The 21,437-nt window shown below is 40.3% G+C and carries 25 protein-coding genes; 20 read left to right on the top strand and 5 right to left on the bottom strand.

Annotated elements, in window-relative coordinates; genetic code table 11:
• Window positions 1–4: 4 nt before the first annotated feature.
• The 15 genes from rpsN (at window position 5) to ACPF64_RS01860 (ending at window position 8,858) form a co-directional block, all read left to right on the top strand.
• Window positions 5–310 (top strand): 30S ribosomal protein S14, encoded by a 306-nt coding sequence (gene rpsN, locus ACPF64_RS01930; RefSeq protein ID WP_003653657.1) that lies wholly within the window; start codon window positions 5–7, stop codon window positions 308–310.
• 11 nt (window positions 311–321) lie between these two features.
• Window positions 322–717, top strand: coding sequence for a 30S ribosomal protein S8 (gene rpsH / locus ACPF64_RS01925; protein WP_003653656.1), 396 nt, complete (start codon window positions 322–324; stop codon window positions 715–717).
• A 13-nt stretch (window positions 718–730) separates the two neighbouring features.
• Entirely contained in the window at window positions 731–1,264 is a 534-nt protein-coding gene (gene rplF, locus ACPF64_RS01920; RefSeq protein WP_003653655.1) for a 50S ribosomal protein L6, read from the top strand.
• A gap of 14 nt (window positions 1,265–1,278) precedes the next feature.
• Complete coding sequence (gene rplR / locus ACPF64_RS01915) at window positions 1,279–1,629, top strand: 50S ribosomal protein L18 (RefSeq protein WP_003653654.1); 351 nt, start codon at window positions 1,279–1,281, stop codon at window positions 1,627–1,629.
• A gap of 2 nt (window positions 1,630–1,631) precedes the next feature.
• Window positions 1,632–2,129 carry a 30S ribosomal protein S5 gene (gene rpsE, locus ACPF64_RS01910; RefSeq protein ID WP_003653653.1) on the top strand — a complete coding sequence of 166 codons (498 nt, stop codon included), beginning with the start codon at window positions 1,632–1,634 and terminating at the stop codon, window positions 2,127–2,129.
• Window positions 2,130–2,135: 6 nt separating this feature from the next.
• On the top strand, window positions 2,136–2,312 hold the full coding sequence (gene rpmD / locus ACPF64_RS01905; RefSeq protein ID WP_003653652.1) for a 50S ribosomal protein L30: 177 nt from the start codon (window positions 2,136–2,138) through the stop codon (window positions 2,310–2,312).
• Between the two features lie 3 nt (window positions 2,313–2,315).
• Window positions 2,316–2,756 carry a 50S ribosomal protein L15 gene (gene rplO / locus ACPF64_RS01900; protein ID WP_056482629.1) on the top strand — a complete coding sequence of 147 codons (441 nt, stop codon included), beginning with the start codon at window positions 2,316–2,318 and terminating at the stop codon, window positions 2,754–2,756.
• 45 nt (window positions 2,757–2,801) lie between these two features.
• Entirely contained in the window at window positions 2,802–4,121 is a 1,320-nt protein-coding gene (gene secY / locus ACPF64_RS01895) for a preprotein translocase subunit SecY (protein WP_171056784.1), read from the top strand.
• Window positions 4,122–4,141: 20 nt separating this feature from the next.
• On the top strand, window positions 4,142–4,258 hold the full coding sequence (rpmJ, locus tag ACPF64_RS01890; protein WP_000867907.1) for a 50S ribosomal protein L36: 117 nt from the start codon (window positions 4,142–4,144) through the stop codon (window positions 4,256–4,258).
• Window positions 4,259–4,363: 105 nt separating this feature from the next.
• Window positions 4,364–4,720 (top strand): 30S ribosomal protein S13, encoded by a 357-nt coding sequence (gene rpsM, locus ACPF64_RS01885; RefSeq protein WP_004789609.1) that lies wholly within the window; start codon window positions 4,364–4,366, stop codon window positions 4,718–4,720.
• 19 nt (window positions 4,721–4,739) lie between these two features.
• Complete coding sequence (gene rpsK / locus ACPF64_RS01880; protein WP_001040166.1) at window positions 4,740–5,126, top strand: 30S ribosomal protein S11; 387 nt, start codon at window positions 4,740–4,742, stop codon at window positions 5,124–5,126.
• Window positions 5,127–5,138: 12 nt separating this feature from the next.
• Complete coding sequence (rpsD, locus tag ACPF64_RS01875) at window positions 5,139–5,765, top strand: 30S ribosomal protein S4 (RefSeq protein ID WP_003653643.1); 627 nt, start codon at window positions 5,139–5,141, stop codon at window positions 5,763–5,765.
• 17 nt (window positions 5,766–5,782) lie between these two features.
• The gene (locus ACPF64_RS01870; protein ID WP_003653641.1) at window positions 5,783–6,790 is read left to right on the top strand and encodes a DNA-directed RNA polymerase subunit alpha; all 1,008 of its coding nucleotides are present in this window, start codon (window positions 5,783–5,785) and stop codon (window positions 6,788–6,790) included.
• 18 nt (window positions 6,791–6,808) lie between these two features.
• A complete protein-coding gene (gene rplQ / locus ACPF64_RS01865) occupies window positions 6,809–7,186 on the top strand; it encodes a 50S ribosomal protein L17 (RefSeq protein WP_002049717.1) in 378 nt (125 codons plus the stop codon).
• Between the two features lie 181 nt (window positions 7,187–7,367).
• Window positions 7,368–8,858, top strand: a complete 1,491-nt coding sequence (locus tag ACPF64_RS01860) for a flavin-containing monooxygenase (RefSeq protein ID WP_426455403.1) — start codon at window positions 7,368–7,370, stop codon at window positions 8,856–8,858.
• A 51-nt stretch (window positions 8,859–8,909) separates the two neighbouring features.
• Here ACPF64_RS01860 and ACPF64_RS01855 read toward each other — a convergent pair whose 3' ends face one another.
• Window positions 8,910–10,082, bottom strand: coding sequence for an acyl-CoA dehydrogenase family protein (locus ACPF64_RS01855; RefSeq protein WP_426455401.1), 1,173 nt, complete (start codon window positions 10,080–10,082; stop codon window positions 8,910–8,912).
• Window positions 10,083–10,271: 189 nt separating this feature from the next.
• On the opposite strand from ACPF64_RS01855, the gene ACPF64_RS01850 reads away from it, so the two are divergent.
• From ACPF64_RS01850 to ACPF64_RS01830, 5 genes are all read left to right on the top strand, one after another.
• On the top strand, window positions 10,272–10,529 hold the full coding sequence (locus ACPF64_RS01850; RefSeq protein ID WP_017388310.1) for a succinate dehydrogenase assembly factor 2: 258 nt from the start codon (window positions 10,272–10,274) through the stop codon (window positions 10,527–10,529).
• A 6-nt stretch (window positions 10,530–10,535) separates the two neighbouring features.
• Window positions 10,536–10,925, top strand: a complete 390-nt coding sequence (locus ACPF64_RS01845; protein ID WP_426455399.1) for a hypothetical protein — start codon at window positions 10,536–10,538, stop codon at window positions 10,923–10,925.
• Window positions 10,926–11,695: 770 nt separating this feature from the next.
• On the top strand, window positions 11,696–12,784 hold the full coding sequence (locus ACPF64_RS01840) for a hypothetical protein (RefSeq protein WP_003653630.1): 1,089 nt from the start codon (window positions 11,696–11,698) through the stop codon (window positions 12,782–12,784).
• An 83-nt stretch (window positions 12,785–12,867) separates the two neighbouring features.
• Window positions 12,868–13,443 (top strand): rhombosortase, encoded by a 576-nt coding sequence (gene rrtA / locus ACPF64_RS01835; RefSeq protein ID WP_205468497.1) that lies wholly within the window; start codon window positions 12,868–12,870, stop codon window positions 13,441–13,443.
• 177 nt (window positions 13,444–13,620) lie between these two features.
• A complete protein-coding gene (locus tag ACPF64_RS01830; RefSeq protein WP_426455396.1) occupies window positions 13,621–15,816 on the top strand; it encodes a TRAP transporter large permease subunit in 2,196 nt (731 codons plus the stop codon).
• 161 nt (window positions 15,817–15,977) lie between these two features.
• Here the strand turns inward: ACPF64_RS01830 and ACPF64_RS01825 are convergent, their stop codons facing one another.
• The 4 genes from ACPF64_RS01825 to rnr form a co-directional block, all read right to left on the bottom strand.
• On the bottom strand, window positions 15,978–16,403 hold the full coding sequence (locus ACPF64_RS01825; RefSeq protein ID WP_005038498.1) for a hypothetical protein: 426 nt from the start codon (window positions 16,401–16,403) through the stop codon (window positions 15,978–15,980).
• An 11-nt stretch (window positions 16,404–16,414) separates the two neighbouring features.
• A complete protein-coding gene (locus ACPF64_RS01820; RefSeq protein ID WP_005038499.1) occupies window positions 16,415–16,624 on the bottom strand; it encodes a YheV family putative zinc ribbon protein in 210 nt (69 codons plus the stop codon).
• 40 nt (window positions 16,625–16,664) lie between these two features.
• Window positions 16,665–18,719 (bottom strand): M3 family metallopeptidase, encoded by a 2,055-nt coding sequence (locus ACPF64_RS01815; RefSeq protein WP_426455393.1) that lies wholly within the window; start codon window positions 18,717–18,719, stop codon window positions 16,665–16,667.
• A gap of 134 nt (window positions 18,720–18,853) precedes the next feature.
• Window positions 18,854–21,268, bottom strand: coding sequence for a ribonuclease R (rnr, locus tag ACPF64_RS01810; RefSeq protein ID WP_426455391.1), 2,415 nt, complete (start codon window positions 21,266–21,268; stop codon window positions 18,854–18,856).
• Between the last annotated feature and the right edge of the window lie 169 nt (window positions 21,269–21,437).

The following is a 21,437-nucleotide window of genomic DNA, read 5'->3' as shown; positions in this document are numbered from 1 at the left end:
CGATATGGCTAAGAAAGGTATGATTAATCGCGAATTGAAACGCGAAAAAACAGTTGCTAAATACGCTGCAAAACGTGCTGAATTAAAAGCTACAATTGCAAATGTAAACGCAACTGAAGAAGAGCGTTTCGAAGCGACGTTAAAGTTACAAGCATTGCCACGTAATGCATCTCCGGTACGTCTTCGTAACCGTTGTGGTTTAACTGGTCGTCCTCATGGTTACTTCCGTAAGTTCGGTTTAAGCCGTAACAAATTACGTGACACAGTAATGCAGGGTGATGTACCAGGCGTTGTTAAGGCAAGCTGGTAAGGAGCGACTAAATGAGTATGCAAGATACCGTTGCCGACATGCTAACACGTGTTCGTAACGCACAAATGGCTAAGAAACAAACTGTTTCTATGCCTTCTTCTAAGTTGAAAGTTGCAATTGCAAACGTTCTTCAACAAGAAGGTTATGTTTCAAATGTAGAAGTTGCTCAAGAAGAGACAAAATCTACTTTGACAATTACTTTAAAATATTTCGAAGGCAAACCAGTTATCGAAGTGGTTAAGCGCGTAAGCCGTCCAGGTCTTCGCCAATACCGCGGTAAAGATAAACTTCCAAGCGTTAAGCAAGGTTTAGGTATTGCAATTGTTTCTACAAGCAAAGGCATCATGACTGATCGCGCTGCACGTGCTGCGGGCGTTGGTGGTGAAGTTATTGCTTTTGTTTCTTAATAGGTGATTCCTCATGTCTCGTGTGGCTAAAGCCCCAGTAACTGTACCAAATGGTGTAACAGTTACTCAGAACGGCCGGCAGGTCGAAGTGAAAGGCAGCAAAGGTACGTTGTCTTTCAACCTGCATGCGCTGGTCGAGCTAAAACAGGAAGAAGGTAAACTTCAACTTGCTCCAGTTAAAGAATCGAAAGATGCTTGGATGCAAGCTGGTACTGCTCGCGCTGTATTGAATAACCTTGTGAAAGGGGTTAGTGAAGGCTTCGAACGTAAGTTGCAGCTAGTTGGTGTTGGTTATAAAGCTGCGGTTAAGGGTACTGTTGTAAACCTTAACCTTGGTTTTTCACACCCAATTGACTACGCTTTACCTGAAAGTGTAACAGCGGAAACTCCAACTGCAACTGAAATCATTTTGAAATCAGCAAACAAGCAGTTGTTAGGTCAAGTAGCGGCAGAAATCCGTGCGTATCGTTCTCCTGAACCATATAAAGGTAAAGGTGTTCGTTATTCGGATGAAGTCATTCTTCGTAAAGAAGCTAAGAAGAAATAAGGCGCGAGGTTCTTATGAACGAAAAGAAACAAACCCGTTTGCGTCGTGCGAAAAGCACACGCTTGCACATCCGTGCATTGGGTGCGACTCGTTTGTGTGTAAACCGCACTCCGCGTCACATCTATGCTCAAGTTATTTCAGCAGATGGTGGCAAAGTTTTAGCACAAGCTTCAACTTTGGATGCATCTTTACGTAGCGGTACTACAGGTAATGTAGATGCGGCTACTAAAGTAGGTGCTTTAATCGCAGAACGCGCGAAAGCAGCTGGTGTAACTAAAGTTGCATTTGACCGTTCTGGTTTTAAATATCATGGTCGTATCAAAGCCTTGGCTGATGCTGCTCGTGAAAACGGCTTGGAGTTCTAATCATGGCTAAAGTTGAACAAAACGAAGGTCTTGTTGAAAAGCTGGTTGCCGTTGATCGTGTAGCCAAAGTTGTTAAGGGCGGTCGTATCTTCTCTTTCACAGCATTAACTGTTGTGGGTGATGGTAATGGTCGTGTTGGTTTTGGTCGTGGTAAAGCGCGTGAAGTTCCAGCTGCTATTTCTAAAGCACTTGAAGCTGCGCGTCGCAACATGATTACTGTAGACCTTGCAGGTACTACCTTACAACACCCTGTGAATGCTCGTCATGGTGCAAGCCGTGTATACATGCAACCTGCTTCTGAAGGTACTGGCGTAATCGCTGGTGGCGCAATGCGTGCCGTTCTAGAAGCTGCAGGCGTGCATAACGTACTTGCTAAATGTTATGGTTCTACTAATGCTGCTAACGTAGTAAACGCAACTTTCAAAGGTTTGCGTGATATGACTTCTCCTGAGAAAGTCGCTGCGAAACGTGGTAAATCAGTAGCAGAAATTCAAGGGTAATCAATCATGAAAACGATTAAAGTTACCCAGACTAAATCTTCTTCACATCGCTTGAAAAATCACAAGCTTTGCTTACAAGGTTTAGGTCTGCGTCGTATTGGTCATACTGTAGAAGTGCAAGATACGCCTTCTAACCGCGGTATGGTCAACAAAGTCTACTATATGGTTAGTGTAGAGGAATAAGCCATGACTCTGCGTTTAAATGAGCTTGCGCCTGCAGAAGGTGCAAAACGTGAAAACCGTCGTTTAGGCCGTGGTATCGGTTCTGGCGTTGGCAAGACCGGTGGCCGTGGTGTCAAAGGTCAAAAATCACGTAAAAGTGGTGGCGTTCGTCCAGGCTTTGAAGGTGGTCAAACAGCGATTTATCGTCGTTTACCTAAATTCGGTTTCACTAGCCAAATCGCTTTAAAAACTGCTGAAGTACGTTTATCTGAGTTAAACAAAGTTGAAGGCGACATCGTTAGCCTAGAAACTTTGAAAGCTGCGAATGTTGTTCGTCGTGACCAAATTCGTGCTCGTATCGTACTTTCTGGTGAAATCACTCGTGCATTCACTGTTCAAGGTGTTGCATTGACTAAAGGCGCTAAAGCTGCGATTGAAGCAGCTGGCGGCAAAGTCGAGGAGTAATCTCGAGTGTCTATGTCTCCTAGTTCTTCAGGTCATGTCAACATGATGAAAGGTCAGCCATTTCACGTGAAATATCGTGAAATTATTCGCCGGATGAGTTTTCTAATCGGTGCATTGCTGGTCTTTCGACTAGGAGCGCATATTCCAGTACCAGGCATTAATAATGCTGCGTTAGAAAATTTATTTCAAGCGAACCAAGGAACTATTCTTGGGCTATTCAATATGTTTTCTGGCGGTGCTTTAGAGCGAATGTCTATTCTTGCTTTAGGGATTATGCCTTACATTTCTGCATCAATTATTGTGCAGTTAATGTCTACGGTAATTCCTTCACTAGAAGCCTTGAAAAAGGAAGGTGAGCAAGGTAAGCGTAAAATTAATCAATATACGCGTCAGGGTACATTATTGCTTGCAGTGGTTCAGGCAGTTGGTATGTGCGCAGGTTTGATTGGTCAGGGTATTACTCTGTCAGTTGGTCTTGAGTTTTATATACCAGCGGTTACGTCACTTGTCGCTGGAACTATGTTCTTAATGTGGCTAGGTGAACAAATCACTGAAAGAGGTATTGGTAACGGTATCTCAATGATTATTTTTGCTGGTATTGTTTCTGGTTTGCCTAACTTAATTATGCAATCAGTTTCATCAGTAGATAATGGTCAGACAAGCTTAATTGGTCTTGTGATCTTTGGTCTTTTGTCTTTAGGTGTGTTGGCTGCCATTGTGTTTATTGAAAAAGCACAACGTCGTATTCCAGTAAACTATGCACAAAAGCAGCAAGGTCGTCGTATATTTACGGCACAGCAGACACATTTGCCATTGAAAATTAATATGGCTGGTGTGATTCCTGCGATTTTTGCAAGTTCTTTACTATTGTTCCCAGCGAGTCTTGGTCAATGGGTAGGAAGTGCAGATGCAAATGCTGGATTAATTAAGCGTAGCTTACAAGATTTAGCTTTAGTATTGTCGCCTGGACAGCCTTTGTATTTGGTGCTCTTTGGTGCGTTAATTATCTTTTTCTGTTACTTTTATACGGCTTTAGTATTTAGCCCTAAGGAAGTATCAGAAAATCTAAAACGCAGCGGAGCTTATGTGCCTGGTATTCGCCCAGGTGAGCAAACTGCTCGTTACTTAGATCATATTCTTAATCGTTTGACGTTTATTGGTGCGATTTATATTACGGTCATTTGTTTAATGCCAATGATTCTACAAAGTTCTTTTGGGATCCCATTCTCTTTGGGTGGTACATCATTACTAATCGTAGTTGTCGTTGTTATGGACTTTATGGCTCAGCTACAAGCGCACTTAACATCTCATCAATATGATAATCAAACATTAATGAGAAAAACGACTGCTCATCCTAAGGGATAAGCGCACTTAGAGGTTTCATCATGAAAGTACAAGCTTCTGTAAAGAAAATTTGTGGTAGCTGTAAAGTTATCCGTCGTAATGGGGTTATTCGCGTAATTTGTAGCGCAGAACCTCGTCATAAGCAGCGTCAAGGTTAATCTAATCAAGACCTGTTGATTTCAGTAGGCGAATTGGGTTAATATCCGCCCCTCAAGATTTTGTGGGGCGGTTGATTATCTCTACTGCCTTTTTGGAGAAAGTGAATGGCTCGTATTGCCGGTGTAAACATTCCGGATAACAAGCATGCTGTTATCTCCCTCACTTACATCTTTGGTGTCGGTCGCCATACTGCTAAGAATATCTTAGCTACAGTTGGTATTACTGAAACTACTAAGATCCGTGAGTTGGACGATGCTCAGCTCGATGCGATTCGTGCAGAAGTTGCTAAGGTTCCTACCGAAGGTGACTTACGTCGCGAAATTTCCATGAACATTAAACGTTTAATGGATTTGGGTTGCTATCGCGGCCTTCGCCATCGTCGCAGCTTGCCTGTCCGTGGTCAACGCACCAAAACTAACGCACGTACCCGTAAAGGTCCGCGCAAACCGATTAAAAAGTAAGATTTCTGGAAGCTAAAAGATGGCTAAAGATACTCGCACACGCAAGAAGGTCACTCGTACCGTCTCTGAAGGTGTTGCACACATTCACGCGTCTTTTAATAACACCATTGTTACGATTACTGATCGTCAAGGTAATGCATTGGCTTGGGCCACCTCTGGTGGACAAGGCTTCCGTGGTTCACGTAAATCAACTCCGTTTGCTGCTCAGGTAGCTGCTGAAGTTGCTGGTAAAGCAGCTTTAGATTACGGTTTGAAAAATCTGGATGTCCTTGTAAAAGGTCCTGGTCCAGGTCGTGAGTCTGCGGTTCGTGCATTAGGCGCAGTGGGTTATAAAATTAACAGCATTACCGATGTGACGCCAATTCCTCACAACGGTTGCCGTCCACCTAAAAAACGTCGCGTGTAAGGAGAAACATTCATGGCTCGTTATATTGGTCCAAAATGCAAACTCTCTCGCCGCGAAGGGACAGACCTGCAACTTAAATCTGGCGTTAAACCATTTGACGTCAAAACTAAAAAAGCTAACAAAGCACCTGGTCAACATGGTCAGGCACGCGGTGGTAAGCAATCTGAGTATTCACTACAATTACGTGAAAAACAAAAAGTCCGTCGTATTTACGGTGTGTTAGAACGTCAATTTAGTAACTACTATAAAGAAGCAGCTCGTGTTAAAGGCGCAACAGGTGAGAACTTGTTGAAATTGCTTGAAAGCCGTCTTGATAACGTTGTTTATCGCATGGGTTTTGGTTCTACACGTGCAGAAGCTCGTCAGTTAGTAAGTCACCGTAGCATTACTTTGAATGGTCGTCGTGTAAACATCGCATCTATTCAAGTTAAAGCTGGTGATGTAATTGCGGTTCACGAAGGTGCTAAACAACAATTGCGTATTAAAAACGCGATTGAGTTAGCTGCACAACGTGGTATTCCAGCTTGGATGGATGTTGATCATTCTAAGCTTGAAGGTACGTTTAAAGCTGCACCAGATCGTGCTGATTTACCTGCTGAAATCAATGAAAGCTTGATTGTAGAATTGTATTCTAAATAATCCTTGAGGTAGCAATAATGACGCGTACTGCAAACGAGTTTCTAACTCCGCAAGCGATCAAGGTCGAAGCGGTTAGCGGGACCTCGGCAAAAGTGATTCTAGAACCTTTAGAGCGTGGTTTTGGCCACACTCTAGGGAATGCTTTACGTCGCATTCTATTGTCTTCTTTACCTGGCGCTGCTGTGGTTGAAGTTGAGATAGAAGGTGTCGAGCACGAGTACAGTACTTTAGAAGGCTTGCAGCAGGACATCGTCGAGCTCTTGCTGAACCTAAAAGGATTGTCTATTAAGCTGTTCGATCAAAATGAAGCATATTTAACATTAGAGAAACAAGGTCCTGGCGAAATTACTGCTGCTGATCTTCGTTTACCTCATAATGTTGAAGTGGTTAATCCAGAACATTTAATAGGTACTTTGAGTGCTTCAGGCTCATTAAAAATGCGCTTGAAGGTTGCTCAAGGTCGTGGTTATGAAACATCTGATTCTCGTTTCCCTGAAGGTGAAACACGTCCTGTTGGTCGTTTGCAATTAGATGCTTCTTATAGCCCGATTAAGCGTGTTTCTTACACCGTTGAAAATGCGCGTGTAGAACAACGTACCGATTTAGATAAACTGGTAATCGACCTCGAGACAAATGGAACGGTTGATCCTGAAGAAGCAATCCGCAAAGCGGCAACAATCTTGCAACAACAAATTGCAATTTTTGTTGATCTTCAGAAAGACCAAACTCCAGTTGCTCAAGAGCCTCGTGAAGAAGTTGACCCAATCTTGCTTCGCCCAGTAGATGATCTAGAGCTTACTGTTCGTTCTGCTAACTGTTTGAAAGCAGAAAATATTTACTACATTGGTGATCTTGTTCAACGTACTGAAGTTGAGTTGTTAAAAACTCCTAACCTTGGTAAAAAATCGTTAACAGAGATCAAAGATGTTTTGGCATCGAAAGGCTTACAACTCGGTATGCGTCTTGAAAACTGGCCACCAGCTAGTCTTCGTATGGACGACCGTTTTGCCTATCGTAGCCGTTAATTAAGTAGGACTATCACCATGCGTCATCGTAATAGTGGTGTGAAATTAGGCCGTACAAGCAGCCATCGTAAAGCGATGTTCCAAAACTTGGCTAATTCTTTATTTGAACACGAGTTGATCAAAACAACTGTGCCTAAAGCTAAAGAATTACGTCGTGTTGCTGAGCCTTTAATCACTCTAGCAAAAAACGATACTGTAGCAAATCGTCGTTTAGCATTTGCTCGTACTCGTAATGCTGCAACTGTAGGTAAATTATTTACCGTACTCGGCCCTCGTTACAAAGAACGTAACGGCGGTTATCTACGTGTTCTTAAAGCGGGCTTCCGTGCTGGTGATGCAGCGCCGATGGCTTACGTTGAGCTTGTAGATCGTGAAGTGAACACTTCAGCTGAATAATTGATTTTATTCAAAAAAGACCGGTTTTATACCGGTCTTTTTTATTTCTGTTAATTGATAAAATTATAAAAATGTCCCCAAGTGACATAAAAAAACGGATAAACGGTTAAACTTGACATTGTGTATTGTCAAAATTGTGCTTTAATAAACTTATATTCTCAACAATGGGTATAAAAATAAAATGGAAAAGCAAGTTGATATTTTAATCATTGGCGCAGGTATCTCAGGAATTGGAATTGCTGCCCATTTATCAAAAAATTCTCCACAACGCCAATTTGAAATTTTAGAGCGTCGTGAATCTTTTGGCGGAACATGGGATCTTTTCCGTTATCCAGGCATTCGCTCAGACTCAGATATGTCCACATTTGGTTTTAATTTTAAACCATGGTGTAAAGCGAATGTATTAGCTGATGGTGCTTCTATTAAAGGGTATTTAGGCGAAGTCATTGATGAATATAAATTAAAAGAAAAAATTCACTTTGGTCATCGTGTGCTTTCTGCTAATTATGATTCTGAATTAAAGAAATGGCAGGTTGTAATTGAAGATGGTAAGAAAAAACAACAGACTTGGATTGCTAATTTTGTTGTAGGTTGTACTGGTTATTATAATTATGATCAGGGATATGCTCCTTCTTTCCCAAATCAAGAAGCTTTTAAAGGGCAGCTTATTCACCCACAGCATTGGCCTGAGAATTTAGATTACACAGGTAAAAAAGTCGTTATTATTGGTAGTGGCGCAACTGCAATTACTTTAGTACCGGCAATGGCTAAAGGTGGCGCTGGTCATGTCACTATGTTGCAGCGTTCACCAACGTATATTGCTAGTGTACCGTCTATCGACTTCGTTTATGAAAAAACGCGTAAATTTATGTCTGAAGAAACAGCTTATAAATTTACCCGCGCACGTAATATTGGTATGCAGCGCGCTATTTATGCATTATCGCAGAAACATCCAAAGACTGTTCGTCGTTTACTCTTAAAAGCAATTGAAGTGCAGTTGAAGGGTAAGGTAGATATGAAGCATTTTACACCTTCATATAACCCTTGGGATCAACGTTTGTGTGTGGTACCTGATGGCGATTTGTTTAAAATTTTGCGTGAAGGTAAAGCAAGCGTAGAAACTGATCAGATTGAGAAATTTACCGAAAACGGTATTTTACTTAAATCCGGTAAACACCTTGATGCTGATATTATTGTTTCTGCAACAGGCTTACAAGTTCAGATTATGGGTGGTGTTCAGGCGACTATTGATGGGAAAGCAATTAATTCATCTGAGCATATGCTTTATAACGGTGTGATGTTAAGTGATGTACCAAACATGGCTATGATTATTGGTTATGTAAATGCATCGTGGACCCTTAAAGTTGATATCGCTGCGGAATATATTTGTCGCTTGTTAAATTATATGGATAAAAATCACTATGATGAAGTGATCCCATCTGGTGATAAAACTGAAATGGAAGAAGATACTGTAATGGGTAAATTGTCTTCAGGTTATATTAGCCGTGCGGCACATGAACTTCCAAAACAGGGTAAGCATGCTCCATGGCAAGTGACTAATAACTATTTAGAAGATAGAAAGTCGCTGAAAAATTCAAAATTTGAAGATGGTGTTCTACATTTTCATAAACGTTCAGAAACTAATGAGCGTAAGCCAAAATTAGTATCTTAATAGATATTAGATAAATAAAAGGGGCGTAATGCCCCTTTTATGATGACGCTATTAAAGTGCTCTGGAGATTAATTCTTTCATAATTTCATTGGTACCTGCATAAATTCGATTTGCTCGATGATCAATGTATGCACGTGCAATTGGATATTCAAGCATGTAACCATAGCCACCATGCAATTGAAGACAATCATCTACAACTTTTGAGAACATGTCTGAAATTTTATATTTAGCAGCTGCGGCAGCTTCCACACTCAATTTTTCTTCAAGTTGTAATTCCATACAACGATCTAGATAGGTACGGCAGAAATCTATTTCTGTTCTAAGTTCAGCAAGTTTAAAACGCGTATTTTGAAATGCACTAACAGGTTTGCCAAATGCTTTACGGTCTTTTGTATATTGGACAGTATGCGCAAATGCCGCTTCAGCTCCTGCCTGACAAATAATAGCAACTAGCATTCGTTCCCAAGCTAACTCTTTCATGAGCATAATAAAGCCCATGCCTTCCATACCTAAAAGATTTTCTTTGGGAACACGAACATTATCGAAAAACAATTCGCACGTATCTTGACCTTTCATTCCAATTTTATTCAGAGGCTTACCTTTGCTAAAACCAGCTCGGTCTGCTTCAACAATAATGAGTGATAAGTTTGCTGAACCTTTGTCGTTATTACTAGTTTTACAAACCACTACGACCATGTCACATAAGTAGCCATTAGTGATGAAAATCTTGGAACCATTAATGACGTAATCATCACCATCAAGAACGGCTGTAGTTCTTACTGCTTGTAAATCAGAACCAGTGCCTGGCTCAGTCATGGCAATAGCTGTGACCACTTCTCCTGTTGCCATCTTCGGTAGCCACTTTTGTTTTTGTTCTTCATTACCAAAGTTGTTCACATAATTGGCAACAATATCCGAATGCAAAGAAAAGCCCGTACTCGAATCCATAGCATAAGCTTGCTCTTCGATTAAGATCATACTGTACAAGCGGTCTACTCCAGACCCACCGTATTGTTCTGGCATTGTGGTACACAATAGGCCTAATTCTCCGGCCTTATTCCAAAGGTCTCGATCAACATGTTGCTGTTTTTCATATTTTTCAATATTGGGAACAACTTCTTTTTCATAGAATTTACGAACTGTTTCGCGGAATGCCTCATGTTCTTCGTTAAATAGTTGTCTCGGTAACATATTTGGAATGGGACGGATAGCACCAGATTGCATTTGTGTTTCTTCCTTGGTTCAGGTGTGATGTTATGAACTTAAACATACGGAAGCCTTGCTTATGTAACAATGTGATGAATGCTCAATTATGAATACAAGATGATAAATTTGGTCAATTTGATATTTTTAGCGATCTTTGGAATGTGATCAGGTAAACTAAGCGCACTATCAACGCAGATGGGGAAATAAATGTCTGACGAAATGACCTTGGAAGAACGTAAAGTAATTTATCGAGCACGCCGCGGCTTAAAAGAAATTGACGTCTATTTTGACCCTTATGTAAAAAACTATTATCTAAAAGCGGATTCGGCAGAGAAGGCCTTATTTGCAGAGTTAGTTGAACAAGAAGATCCTGATTTACTAGATTGGTTCATGGAAGTTTCTGAACCTCCACGTACAGAGTTACGTGAATTTATTTATAAATTAAAACAGTACGTTCATGGCTAAGCTGTTTTGATAAAAGAATTGAATTTTGAGCTGAAATATAGTCGTTTCTCGATAATATTTCAGCTTTTTATTGGCTTGAGTTTAGTAATCTTGCTGTATCAATTGTTATCACCCATTTGGTGGTTGATTGCTTTCATCCTTTTATCTATTAGTTTTCTATTTTTTTTAAGACAATCACAAATTTCTCAAATTGCATATTTAGACCAAAAATCGTGGTCAATTGCATATCCCTCGAAAAAGATAATTTCTCGTGTGGAAATTTCTAAAATAATTGATTATCAGTTGTTTATGGTTATTTATCTTGAGGGGGTACCTATAAAAGTAGCCATAATTTGGTTTGATCAACTTCCTTTACAACATTGGAAAAAGCTAAAAATCTTACAGAAACTTCATTAATTGTTAGACAATTCTACATTTGTATATTTATTTAAAAGCTATAAAAAACAATAATTTAATCTTCATTTTTTTGCTTGAGTTTAGGATTGTCTAATTAAAAATTAGAAAAAAGCTAAGGAAATACAATTGTCTGACAATTTCACCTATGGGTATCTAGTTGATCGGTTAAAGTACAAACACCAACGTAAAGTGTGTCGGAGGTCTCAAAATGGAGATGCCAACATGGTCGTTCTTGGTCATTGCCATCATTTTGGCAGTGGTGATCGGAAGAGCAGGAACTTTACTCAGGGAACATCTTAACAAAGTTAATTTTAACAAAGTTAAGAGACAGAGGATGCAAGGTCGTCGATCAGTCAATTATTAAATTGGTTAGTCGATTAATTTCATCAAGTGTCCAGTTTATAACTGGGTGCGATTGTAGTAAAGGAGGTCTCTCATGGAGATTTCAATGTGGATGTTTCTGTTAATTGCAGTGCTTATGGCTGTGGTAGTAGGAAGAGCAGGAACTTTACTTAAGGATTATATAGAACAAAAATAATATAAGCCGTTAAAAGCTTATCTCAGTTAATAAGTAGCATGTGCTGAACCGTCGCAATGCTACTTTTTTTTGCCTAAAATTTCTGTTTTCTGAAAAAACTGTCAATTATATCTACTGTGAAGTATGTCAAAGTATAAGCGCTACAATTAGAGTAATTACTCTTTTATTCAAGATATGCATCTGCTAATGTACATCTGAAAAGGAAAAAACAAATTACATAGAGGACAGGAAGATGTCTAAAGTCCAAAAAATAAGCCAAGGTTTGGCGGTAAGTTTGCTTGCAGCTTCAGTTTTATCAGGTTGTTCATATGTCGTGAAAACCGGAGCAAATGTTGCTTTAGGTTTTACGGAAAAGCACGTCGTTCCACCTATTTTAGCAATGCAAGATGCTGAAATGGTTTGTAATACGGGTAGTGCATTAACACCTGCAATTATGTCTACCAAAGGTATGGGTGCAGATCCAACTCGTGTTGCTGTATTAATGTATGCCGCATCAGGTGTATGTGCGGAAAACCAAGCCTTAGAACAGGAATTACGTTATTTACGTGCATCAAAAGCAGGTCAAGTAACCGAAGCTCAAGATGCTCGTATTGCACAGAAACGTTGGGCTGCCATTGCTGCTGAGCGTCAATATACTGGGTATAAGTTGTTCGCTGACCGTTGGGAATCTAAATATAAATATCATTTAGGTGATTCTTGTCCAACGATGCGTAGTGATACTGATCAAACTGTATATTTACTTGGAATGATTAGTGGCCTTCAGGCTGTAACCAATGATATTAACTCTGGTGGTGCAGTCAATGTTCCAAAAGATATCGCTGCTATTGTAGAGCGCGGCATGGTTTGTCTAGATAATGAAAAATTCTGGGGTGCACCTAACGCAACACGTGCTGTTATTTGGACCTTACTGCCTGGGGCTGATGAAGGGAAACCTGACCCATATCAAACTTTAAAACAGTCAGTTCAAATTGGTGAACAAAAGGGTGTTCGCCTGTCTCATGCTTTGTATGCGGTAGCTGCCCAAGCAAGTGGTGATGATGCAAAAATCCGTGATGCATTAAGATCATATGCCGCATCTCAAGCTGATGATAAGCCTGTCAATCCGAACTTTAAGTTAATCGATAGTATGGCTGGTTTGATAGTACGCGGTATTTCTGACCGTTATTGGACAGAGCATACTGGTGTGCGTACCGGAGATGATGGTATGTCACATTTCTGGGATGATAAAAATGAAGGTGCAGCAGAGTTAGATGAATTGTTTGATGGAGGGGCTGCATCTGAAGCTCCTGCAGACTCATCTGCTCCACCAGCAGCGCAGTAAAAATATTTGAAAGGTTAACTTCTTGCGAGACTGTTGTTAAGTTTTACAATGGTAGCAAGAAGTTTAATTTCAAGGAGTGTGCCATGAAGGATCATGTACTGAATCATAAAGTGCTTTTGGTCGCAGTGTGCATTTCTGTGTCTGCCTGTCTACAGGTGTTTCCTGATACATTTATTTATTGGCGTGAAAGCCTACTTGGCGAATTCTGGCGTTTGTGGACAGCGCACTGGGTACACGTTGGGTGGATTCATTTCCTTTTAAATATGATGGCATTCGCCTGTTTGCCTTTTATCTTCCCGCATACCAAAGCGTGGCATCTTTTAAGTTTGCTTTTCCTTTTGCCACCGTTCATTAGTCTGGTGTTCTATTTCTATTTGCCTTATATCGAAGCGTATGCAGGGCTGTCTGGTGTTTTACATGGGCTCTATACAGCAGTTGCTTTAGTTTATTTGCAATATCGTAAAGAACGGAATTTTGCCTTTCTGGTTTTAGGATTAATTATTGCAAAACTGATATGGGAAAATACCTTTGGGCAAACAGGAACGGCTCAGTTAATAGGAAGCCCAGTTTTAACTGAAGCTCATCTCTATGGCGCGATTGGTGGTGCGATCTTTGGGGGCTTCTATTGGCTTACTCAAAGATTAAAAAAGAAAAATTGACAATACAAACTGTTAAAAAAGTGATTTTAGTCATTCTTTATTCGTAAAGTTTGATGCAAATTTGATCGTTGAATAAAGGGATTGGTAGAAGGGGGATGGAATTAACCCCTGACCAAGAAAATTGCATGACTCAAGCTCCTGTTTTCAGGTTTTTGAGAGAACAAAATTGGAATATTTATGCAAGAATATCAAGAAAAAAGATCTGGATTAGGTCTGCTGGGTTATATCTGGAACGAGTGGATCTCAACATTCGTTATCCTCACTCTGTTATTAATGACTTTAATAATTGGTACCGGGGAAATGATCCACGGACAATTATTACGTATCGGGGAACGTCTTTATGGTGACCCTGCTATAGGCATGCAATATTCATTTTTGCGTGCCGAACCTGAAAAGCCAACTTGTGATCGACATCCAAATATCGATGCCCAAGTAAAAGAACAAATGAAAGCGAATGCATCTGATGATTTCTCGAGTTTCTTTGGTGCAGCATCGGAAAGTGATGTCCGTGCATCGCTACTCGCCGCGCAGCAACAATGTGACGAGAAATATCAGGCATATGACAAGACAATTAAATATATCGAAGCTAACCCAGGGGTGCGTACTTACCGTGCTGTCGAAACAGGTTTCTTTGGTATTTTTAAATTTGGTACAGAGAATCGTGCCATTTTACTCATCTTTATGGTTCTGATTTCTGCGATTACGGCATCGTTAAAATTTCATCATATTGGCTTACGTAATCCGGCAACAAAAATAGATTACAAAGTCTATTCCATCTTTATGGTGATTGGTAATGCCTTACTCAGTACCTCTGTAATCAGCCAGTATCGTTCAGTTATTAATTCTGGGGTAATACCTACCTATGAAACAGTAACTATTTACTGGATATGGATGATTCTATTTGTAGTTCTGACTTTAATTAGTCTTTATCAACTATTTGTTTCACCACCAGCAAAGCGTGAAGGCGGTAATATTGGTTTAGCCTTATTAAGTGTGCCTTTATATGCTTACATGGCTTTGATTACGGGTATCGTATTTACATTCTTTATGGATTATCCAATGGGGCAAGGGATTTACCTTGGTTTATTGGTTGAGTTTTCAGGTATTTTCCTAAACCTTGCCTTGTTTATTTGGGCAGGTATGCTCCTAACTCAAACACGTGTTATGGATTTATTCCTTAATGTGCTTCGTCCATGGAATTTGGCACCAGAAACCCTAACATGGTTAATTCTAATTGCTGCTGCTGTACCAACGGCTTATACAGGTGCATCAGGTATCTTCGTTATTGCAGCCGGTGCAATTATTTATAAAGAAGTTTGGAATGCAGGTGCTCGCCGTCAATATGCTTTGGCTGTGTCTGCAATGTCAGGTTCTTTAGGGGTAGTTGTACGTCCATGTCTATTGGTCGTTTTAATTGCCATGCTTGATAGCCGTCATGTAACGTCCGATGAATTGTTTGGCCATGGTATTTATGTATTTTGGCTAACAGCATTTATTTTCTTGGGTGTCTCATTACTATTGGCTGAAGAAAAATTCCGCGTGAATTCACCAAAAGTAGCGATTCCGGGTATGTTACGTGCCTTTGTACCCGTGATCCCATACATTCTGATTACTGTTGTTGTTCTTGCGATCTATAAATATGCGCTAGACACAGGAATGAATGAATTTACTGCACCAGTAATTTTGCCATTAGTCCTGATCGCAATGATCTTGTATGACAAATTAGTGTCTACAAAAGAAGCTCCTGCAATCAATATTCATGAAGCAATTGTTCGTGAACATGAACAAAAATCACCATTCTTGCAGTCACATGATCCGCATAGTTCTCAATACCGTCTTGGTTTTGGTGGAGCACTTCGTTTTGCCACCTCAGAAACTGTAGGCCATATTGGTGCACTAATTATCTTGATGGCATTGTCTGCAAGTGTAGGTGGTTTAATTGAACGCTCTGAAGTGGTTGAATTGTTACCGACTCATTTAGGCAGTATTTATATATCACTGGCATGTATTGCACTATTGCTTGCCATTATTGGTATGTGTACCGATCCATTTGGTGCTGTAATTTTAGTTGCTGCAACCATTGCGCCTGTGGCATACGAAAATGGTATTCATCCAATTCACTTCTGGATGATTGTATTGGTTGCATTCGAGTTTGGTTATGTAACGCCACCAGTAGCCTTGAACCATCTCTTAACGCGGTTGTCCGTCGGAGATGATGAAGTTAATGCGGCGGATGCTGAAGCGAAAGAGAAATATACAAGCTTCTACTACCGTTATGAGCGCTGGTTACTACCAATTATTGTCTTGTTCTCATCATTGGTATTGGTTACTTATGTACCGTATGTGTTCAAGTTATTCGATTGGTATAAATAACTTAAATTAAAGTATCTGTTATACAAAAAGGCCCTCTTAAATGGAGGGCTTTTTTAGTAGTGGAATTCAGTAAATTTAGAAAAAGATGACTAGAATTATTTTAATCTGAATAAAAAAGCTAAAGATGAATAACTTTAGCTTTTTAAGTTCCCATTGAAAAACTATTGCTGTTTGAGCTGAGCTTCAAGCAATTTAACTTGTTCTTCTTTGAGTTTCGTTAATTGATCTGCATCTGCATGCTGAGCTTTTAATGAACTTTCTTGATCTTGCAACTGACGATGGATGTCATCGAGTTTAGACACTTCCTCTTTTGCTAAAGACTCTTGAGCTGGTACAGGCTGTTTAAGCACATCTTCATTCACCAGTTGTTGTGAACTCGCAGCCTCTGCTATCGGTTCAGAACCTGATGATGGATCAGTGGTTTTAGCAGGCGCAGGTGTCGAAACAGGATGAGGATCAACCATTGGTGTGGATGACTCGGTTTTTTTGAAAAACCATTGTGCAGCGAAAAAAAGCACTACGAGAATGCTTAAGCCCCCAATTAAAATCCACAATAGTTTTGAGTTTTGTTTTCTTTGTAGTGGCATCTCTAAGACCTTTAGTCAGGACGACGAGGCTTGAACTGTATTACTCCAATTTCATCAGGTACAGCAGGTGTTTCAGGCTCATCAATATGAGTCGGACGATTTTCGCTATAACCGCATTCGATACATTCAATCCATTCGTCTTCAGCGGTGGTTAGCATGACAATCCGATCTGTTGCTTCACATTTTGGACATTTAGCCCCAGCAATGAAACGTTTTTTCATCTTTATCACCCTAACCACACGATCAATTTAGGCCCATAGTTTAAGCGGTTTTGCTGTCATTCGTCCAACCTTGATGACGTAACAATGCATCAATTTTAGGTTCACGGCCACGGAAATTAACAAATGCTTCAAGCGCAGTGTCTTTTCCGCCTACAGCTAAAATCGCCTGACGGAATTCTTTACCCGTTTGAGTATTGAAAATACCTTCATGTTCAAAACGGTCAAATGCATCGCTAGCTAACACTTCTGCCCATTTGTAAGAGTAATAACCTGCTGCATAGCCTCCTGCAAAAATATGACTAAAACTGTGTTGGAAACGGTTGTATCCGACAGTAGGAACGACAGCATATTGGCTACGTATTTCATTTAAAGTCTGCTGAATTTGCTCACTGTTCAGTGCTGGTGTTTTGGTGTGAATTGTTAAATCAAACAAGGCAAATTCAAGTTGACGTAAAGTCTGCATGCCAGATTGGAAGAAGCGGGCATTTAATAAAGCATCGAGCAATTCTTGTGGTAAGGTCTGTTTACTCTCAATGTGCTCACTTAATACATCTAGACTTTCTTTATCCCAAGACCAGAACTCCATGAACTGACTTGGAAGTTCTACCGCATCCCAAGCAACACCATGAGTACCTGCAACCGAAATGTTATCTACTTCGGTAAGCATGTGATGTAGACCATGTCCAAACTCATGGAATAAGGTGATGACTTCATCATGAGTCAGTAAAGCAGGCTGATCACCTACTGGAGGTGTAAAGTTACATACCATGTAGCAAATTGGTTTTTGCAGACCGTGAAGAGTCTGCATGCGTGAGCGGAAACCATTCATCCATGCACCACCACGTTTGCCCGTACGTGCATAGATGTCAAAGAAGAATCCACCAATTACTTGGCCTTGGTCTTCTAACTCAAAATAACGTGCATCTGGATGCCAGACAGGTGCTTGTCGCTCAATGATGTTAATACCATATAAGCGCTGCACGATCTGGAATAAGCCTTGAATGACTTTAGGTGCAGGGAAGTAAGGTTTTAACGCTTCTTGAGATAAGTTGAACTGTTGTTGTTTAAGCTTTTCAGAATAATAAGTGGTATCCCAAGGTTGAAGTTCATCTACCCCATCTTGTTTGGCAATATCTCGAAGTTCAGCAACTTCTTGGAGAGCAGGGGCACGTGCATGTTCGGCTAGATCAACCAAAAACTCATGTACTGTTTTGACATCTGGCGCCATCTTGCTTGCAAGAGAATATTCAGCATAGTTATTGAAACCGAGTAGCTTCGCCATCTCTTGACGAAGGCTCAAAATTTCTTCCATAATTTTACTGTTATCAAATTCAGCTTGCTCAGACTGATCAGAAGCACGAGTGACATAGGCTCTGTAAAGCTCTTCACGCAATGAACGGTCATCTGCATAGGTCATAATGGCAAAATAAGCGGGGAAGTCCAGAGTCGCTACAGCTTGATCGAGTTCACGTTGTTTACCGTACTGTTTTAATAGCTCAATATTACTTTCTGGAAGACCTTTTAGCTCAGCTTTTGTAAGTGGTTTAAAGTAAGCTTGTGTCGCATCAAGTACATGGTTAGAAAAATCAGAAGAGATTTGTGACAAACGTGCAGAAATCTCTGCATAACGTTTTTTCTCTTCACCCTCTAAAGCCACACCTGAAAGTTTAAAATCACGTAAGGCAAGGCGAATAGCACTTTGTTGGGCTGGACTAAGAGACGTATAGCCCTGACCATCATGGATATGTTGATACGTTTGATAGAGCGCCGTGTGTTGACCAAGCTGAGTATAGTATTCGCTCAAAGCTGGTAATAACGATTGATAGACTTCTCTGGTTTCAGCATTGTTCATCACCGCGTTTAAATGCGATAAAACACCCCATGATTCACTCAGATTATTTTCAAGTGTATCGACTTGTTCAAGTACGGCAAGTTGTTGAGCGGTATCGCTAGGTACAACTGTAAGTGTATTTAAAAATTCTTGACCTGCTTGAATCGCTTGTTGGATGTCTTCTTTTAAATTTTCTAATTCAATTTGATCAAAACGCGGAGTTGGTAAGGTCGCTTGTTGAAAAGTCATTGCTGTTAGCCACATTATTTTTTAAACATGGTATTAGATGTAGGTCCTGTCAGGTAGGAAATCAAGTTTAATTTGCAAAATAAGCTTTTTAAAAAGAAATAAGCTCCAAATCGGAGCTTATTTCTAAATTGGCAACATCTATTGTTTAATTATTCAGCCTTTGATTTTGCATTCGCCTTTTTCTTTTTGGGCTTAGACTTTTTCTTTACTTTTTCTGGTTTACTTTCGGCTTTCGCAGAAGTTTTTTTACCAGGTTTTTTAGTATAAGAACTAGGCTTGGCTTTTTCTTTCTTTTTGTGAACAGGCTTTTCGCCATCACTACTTGTTGGTTTGCTGAAAACTTCTTCAGTTGCCTGTGAAGGTGTTTTGGTTGTGCGCGGAGCTCGGCTACGAACTACTCGTCCTGCATGGGTTACTTGCTGAATGAGCTGGAAGTCAATTTTACGTTCTTCAAGATTTACGCCAGCAACCTGAATTTTAACTTCATCACCTAAACCAAAAACTTGACCTCTATTTTGGCCTACAAGATTTTGACTCGCTTGGTCATAAATAAAGAAGTCATCACCGAGTTGGCTAATATGAATCATGCCATCGACATATAAGTCTTTTAGTGTCACGAACAAACCAAATTCAGTTACGGCACTTACGATACCAATGAATTCCTCGCCTAAATGCTGTTGCATATAGTGACATTTCAACCAAGTCGTTACACTACGAGATGCTTCATCTGCACGGCGTTCAGTTTTAGAGAAATGTTCACCAGCGTCATCTAGTGCAGCGCCAGAAAGTGGAGAAGGTTTTTGTTTAAGATGAGCTTTAATGGCACGGTGTAACAATAGATCTGGGTAACGACGGATTGGCGAAGTGAAATGCGTATAGGCTTCATAAGCCAAACCATAGTGCCCCGCATTTTTTGCGCCATAATAAGCTTGCATCATTGAGCGTAATAGCACGGCATGAATGCTTGGTGCATCAATACGATCTTTAGTTGCCTCAATTACTCGTTGATAATCTGCTTGAGTTGGCTGGTCAGGGAAGGGTAGACCAAGTAACTTCACAAAGTCTTTTACTTTCTGAATACGTGAAAACTCAGGAGCCTCATGTACGCGATACAACATTGGAATATCATTTTCTAACGCATATTCAGCTGCAGCTACGTTAGCAAGCAACATACATTCTTCAATGAGCTTATGAGCTTCATTACGTGTACGTGGCAAAATTTCTTTAATCCCACCTAGTTCATCGAATGTCATGTACGTTTCAATGGTTTCAAATTCCATTGCATGACGGTCGGCACGTAAGTTTTTCAAAATTTGATAAAGCTGGAAAAGCGTATTTAAGGATTTATGAACATCGCGATCTTTTGGAATCGCATCTGTTACGCCTTCAAAATATTGTGCTACTTGGGTATAGGTCAAACGTGCCTTTGAGTGCATGACCGATGGATAAAACTCAAAGCCAGTTACACGGCCTGTACGAGAGAGTTTAAGGTCACAGACCATACATAAGCGGTCTACATGAGGGTTTAGAGAGCACAGACCATTCGACAATGCCTCTGGCAGCATTGGTAATACAAAGTGAGGGAAGTATACAGAAGTACCTCGTTCCTCAGCTTCTTCATTGAGTGCTGAGTCTAAGCGTACATAATGACTTACGTCGGCAATTGCCACTACAACACGATAACCACCACCCGGACGTTTTTCTGCATAAACTGCATCGTCAAAATCGCGGGCATCTTCACCATCAATTGTAACGAGTGCCAAGTCTCTTAAATCAATGCGGCCTTCACGGTCTTGAGCAGATGGCTCTTTAAAACTTTCTGCTTCTTTTAATACCTGATCTGGAAACTCATAGGGCAAACCAAATTCAAGAATGGTTTGTGGAATGATAATTTCTGTATCAGCTTTATCGGCCATAGACTGAATAATATGCGCCGTTGAAAACTCTTCGCGGGTCGGATAGCTATCAATTGCAACACGTAGCATATCGCCAACATTTGCTTCAGCGTGTTTTACGAGTTCTTTTTCTAAAGGAATAGGTTGGTGCTGATTAGGACTGTTGGGTTGAATAAAATATTCGCCCTCATGAACTGACAATTTACCGATCAATTGTTTGACGCGATGTTGTAAAACTTCTGTAATAAAACCCCAAGGTTTACCTTTACGGTCTACTGAAGTCTGGCGCACTCTAACTCGGTCGCCATTAAATACTAAACGTAATTCACGTTCAGGAAGTAAAAGGTCAGTTTGACCATCAATATGTGCTGTACCTAAACCTTTAGTATTAATATAAACAGTTGCTTCATATGTTGGTTGATCTGCCACCAACTGAAATTTAAAACCGTCTTTCATGATTTGACCATCACGAACCATAGCACTTAAACGATGACTTAACGCTTCGATACTTTTTTGGTCATGAATATTAAAATGATCGACAAGCTCTGCATGAGATTGTGGTGTTTGCACCTGCTCCAATGTATCTAAAATAAGAGTACGGCTTGGAATAGGATTGTCATAACGTTCAGCTTCAGCTTTCGCTTCAGGGTCAGCCCAGTTTTTTGTCATGTCGTTTGGTTTCACGCTTGGCAGATAAGTTTAGCATAAGCCATGCAGACCCGAACTGCACGTTTAGGTTTGCAATAATGTGTTATGCACTACAGTATTTTGATGAAGAAATAATATCTATCTTAACAAGCGTTTGATCGAAAAAGACGAAAATAATGAGTAAATTGTT

Origin of the sequence: Acinetobacter sp. KB005 (assembly GCF_049949095.1) — a bacterium.
GTDB classification, from domain to species: domain Bacteria; phylum Pseudomonadota; class Gammaproteobacteria; order Pseudomonadales; family Moraxellaceae; genus Acinetobacter; species Acinetobacter calcoaceticus.
Note: the sequence above shows the minus strand (reverse complement) of the source record. Positions and strands in the feature narration are given on the sequence as shown.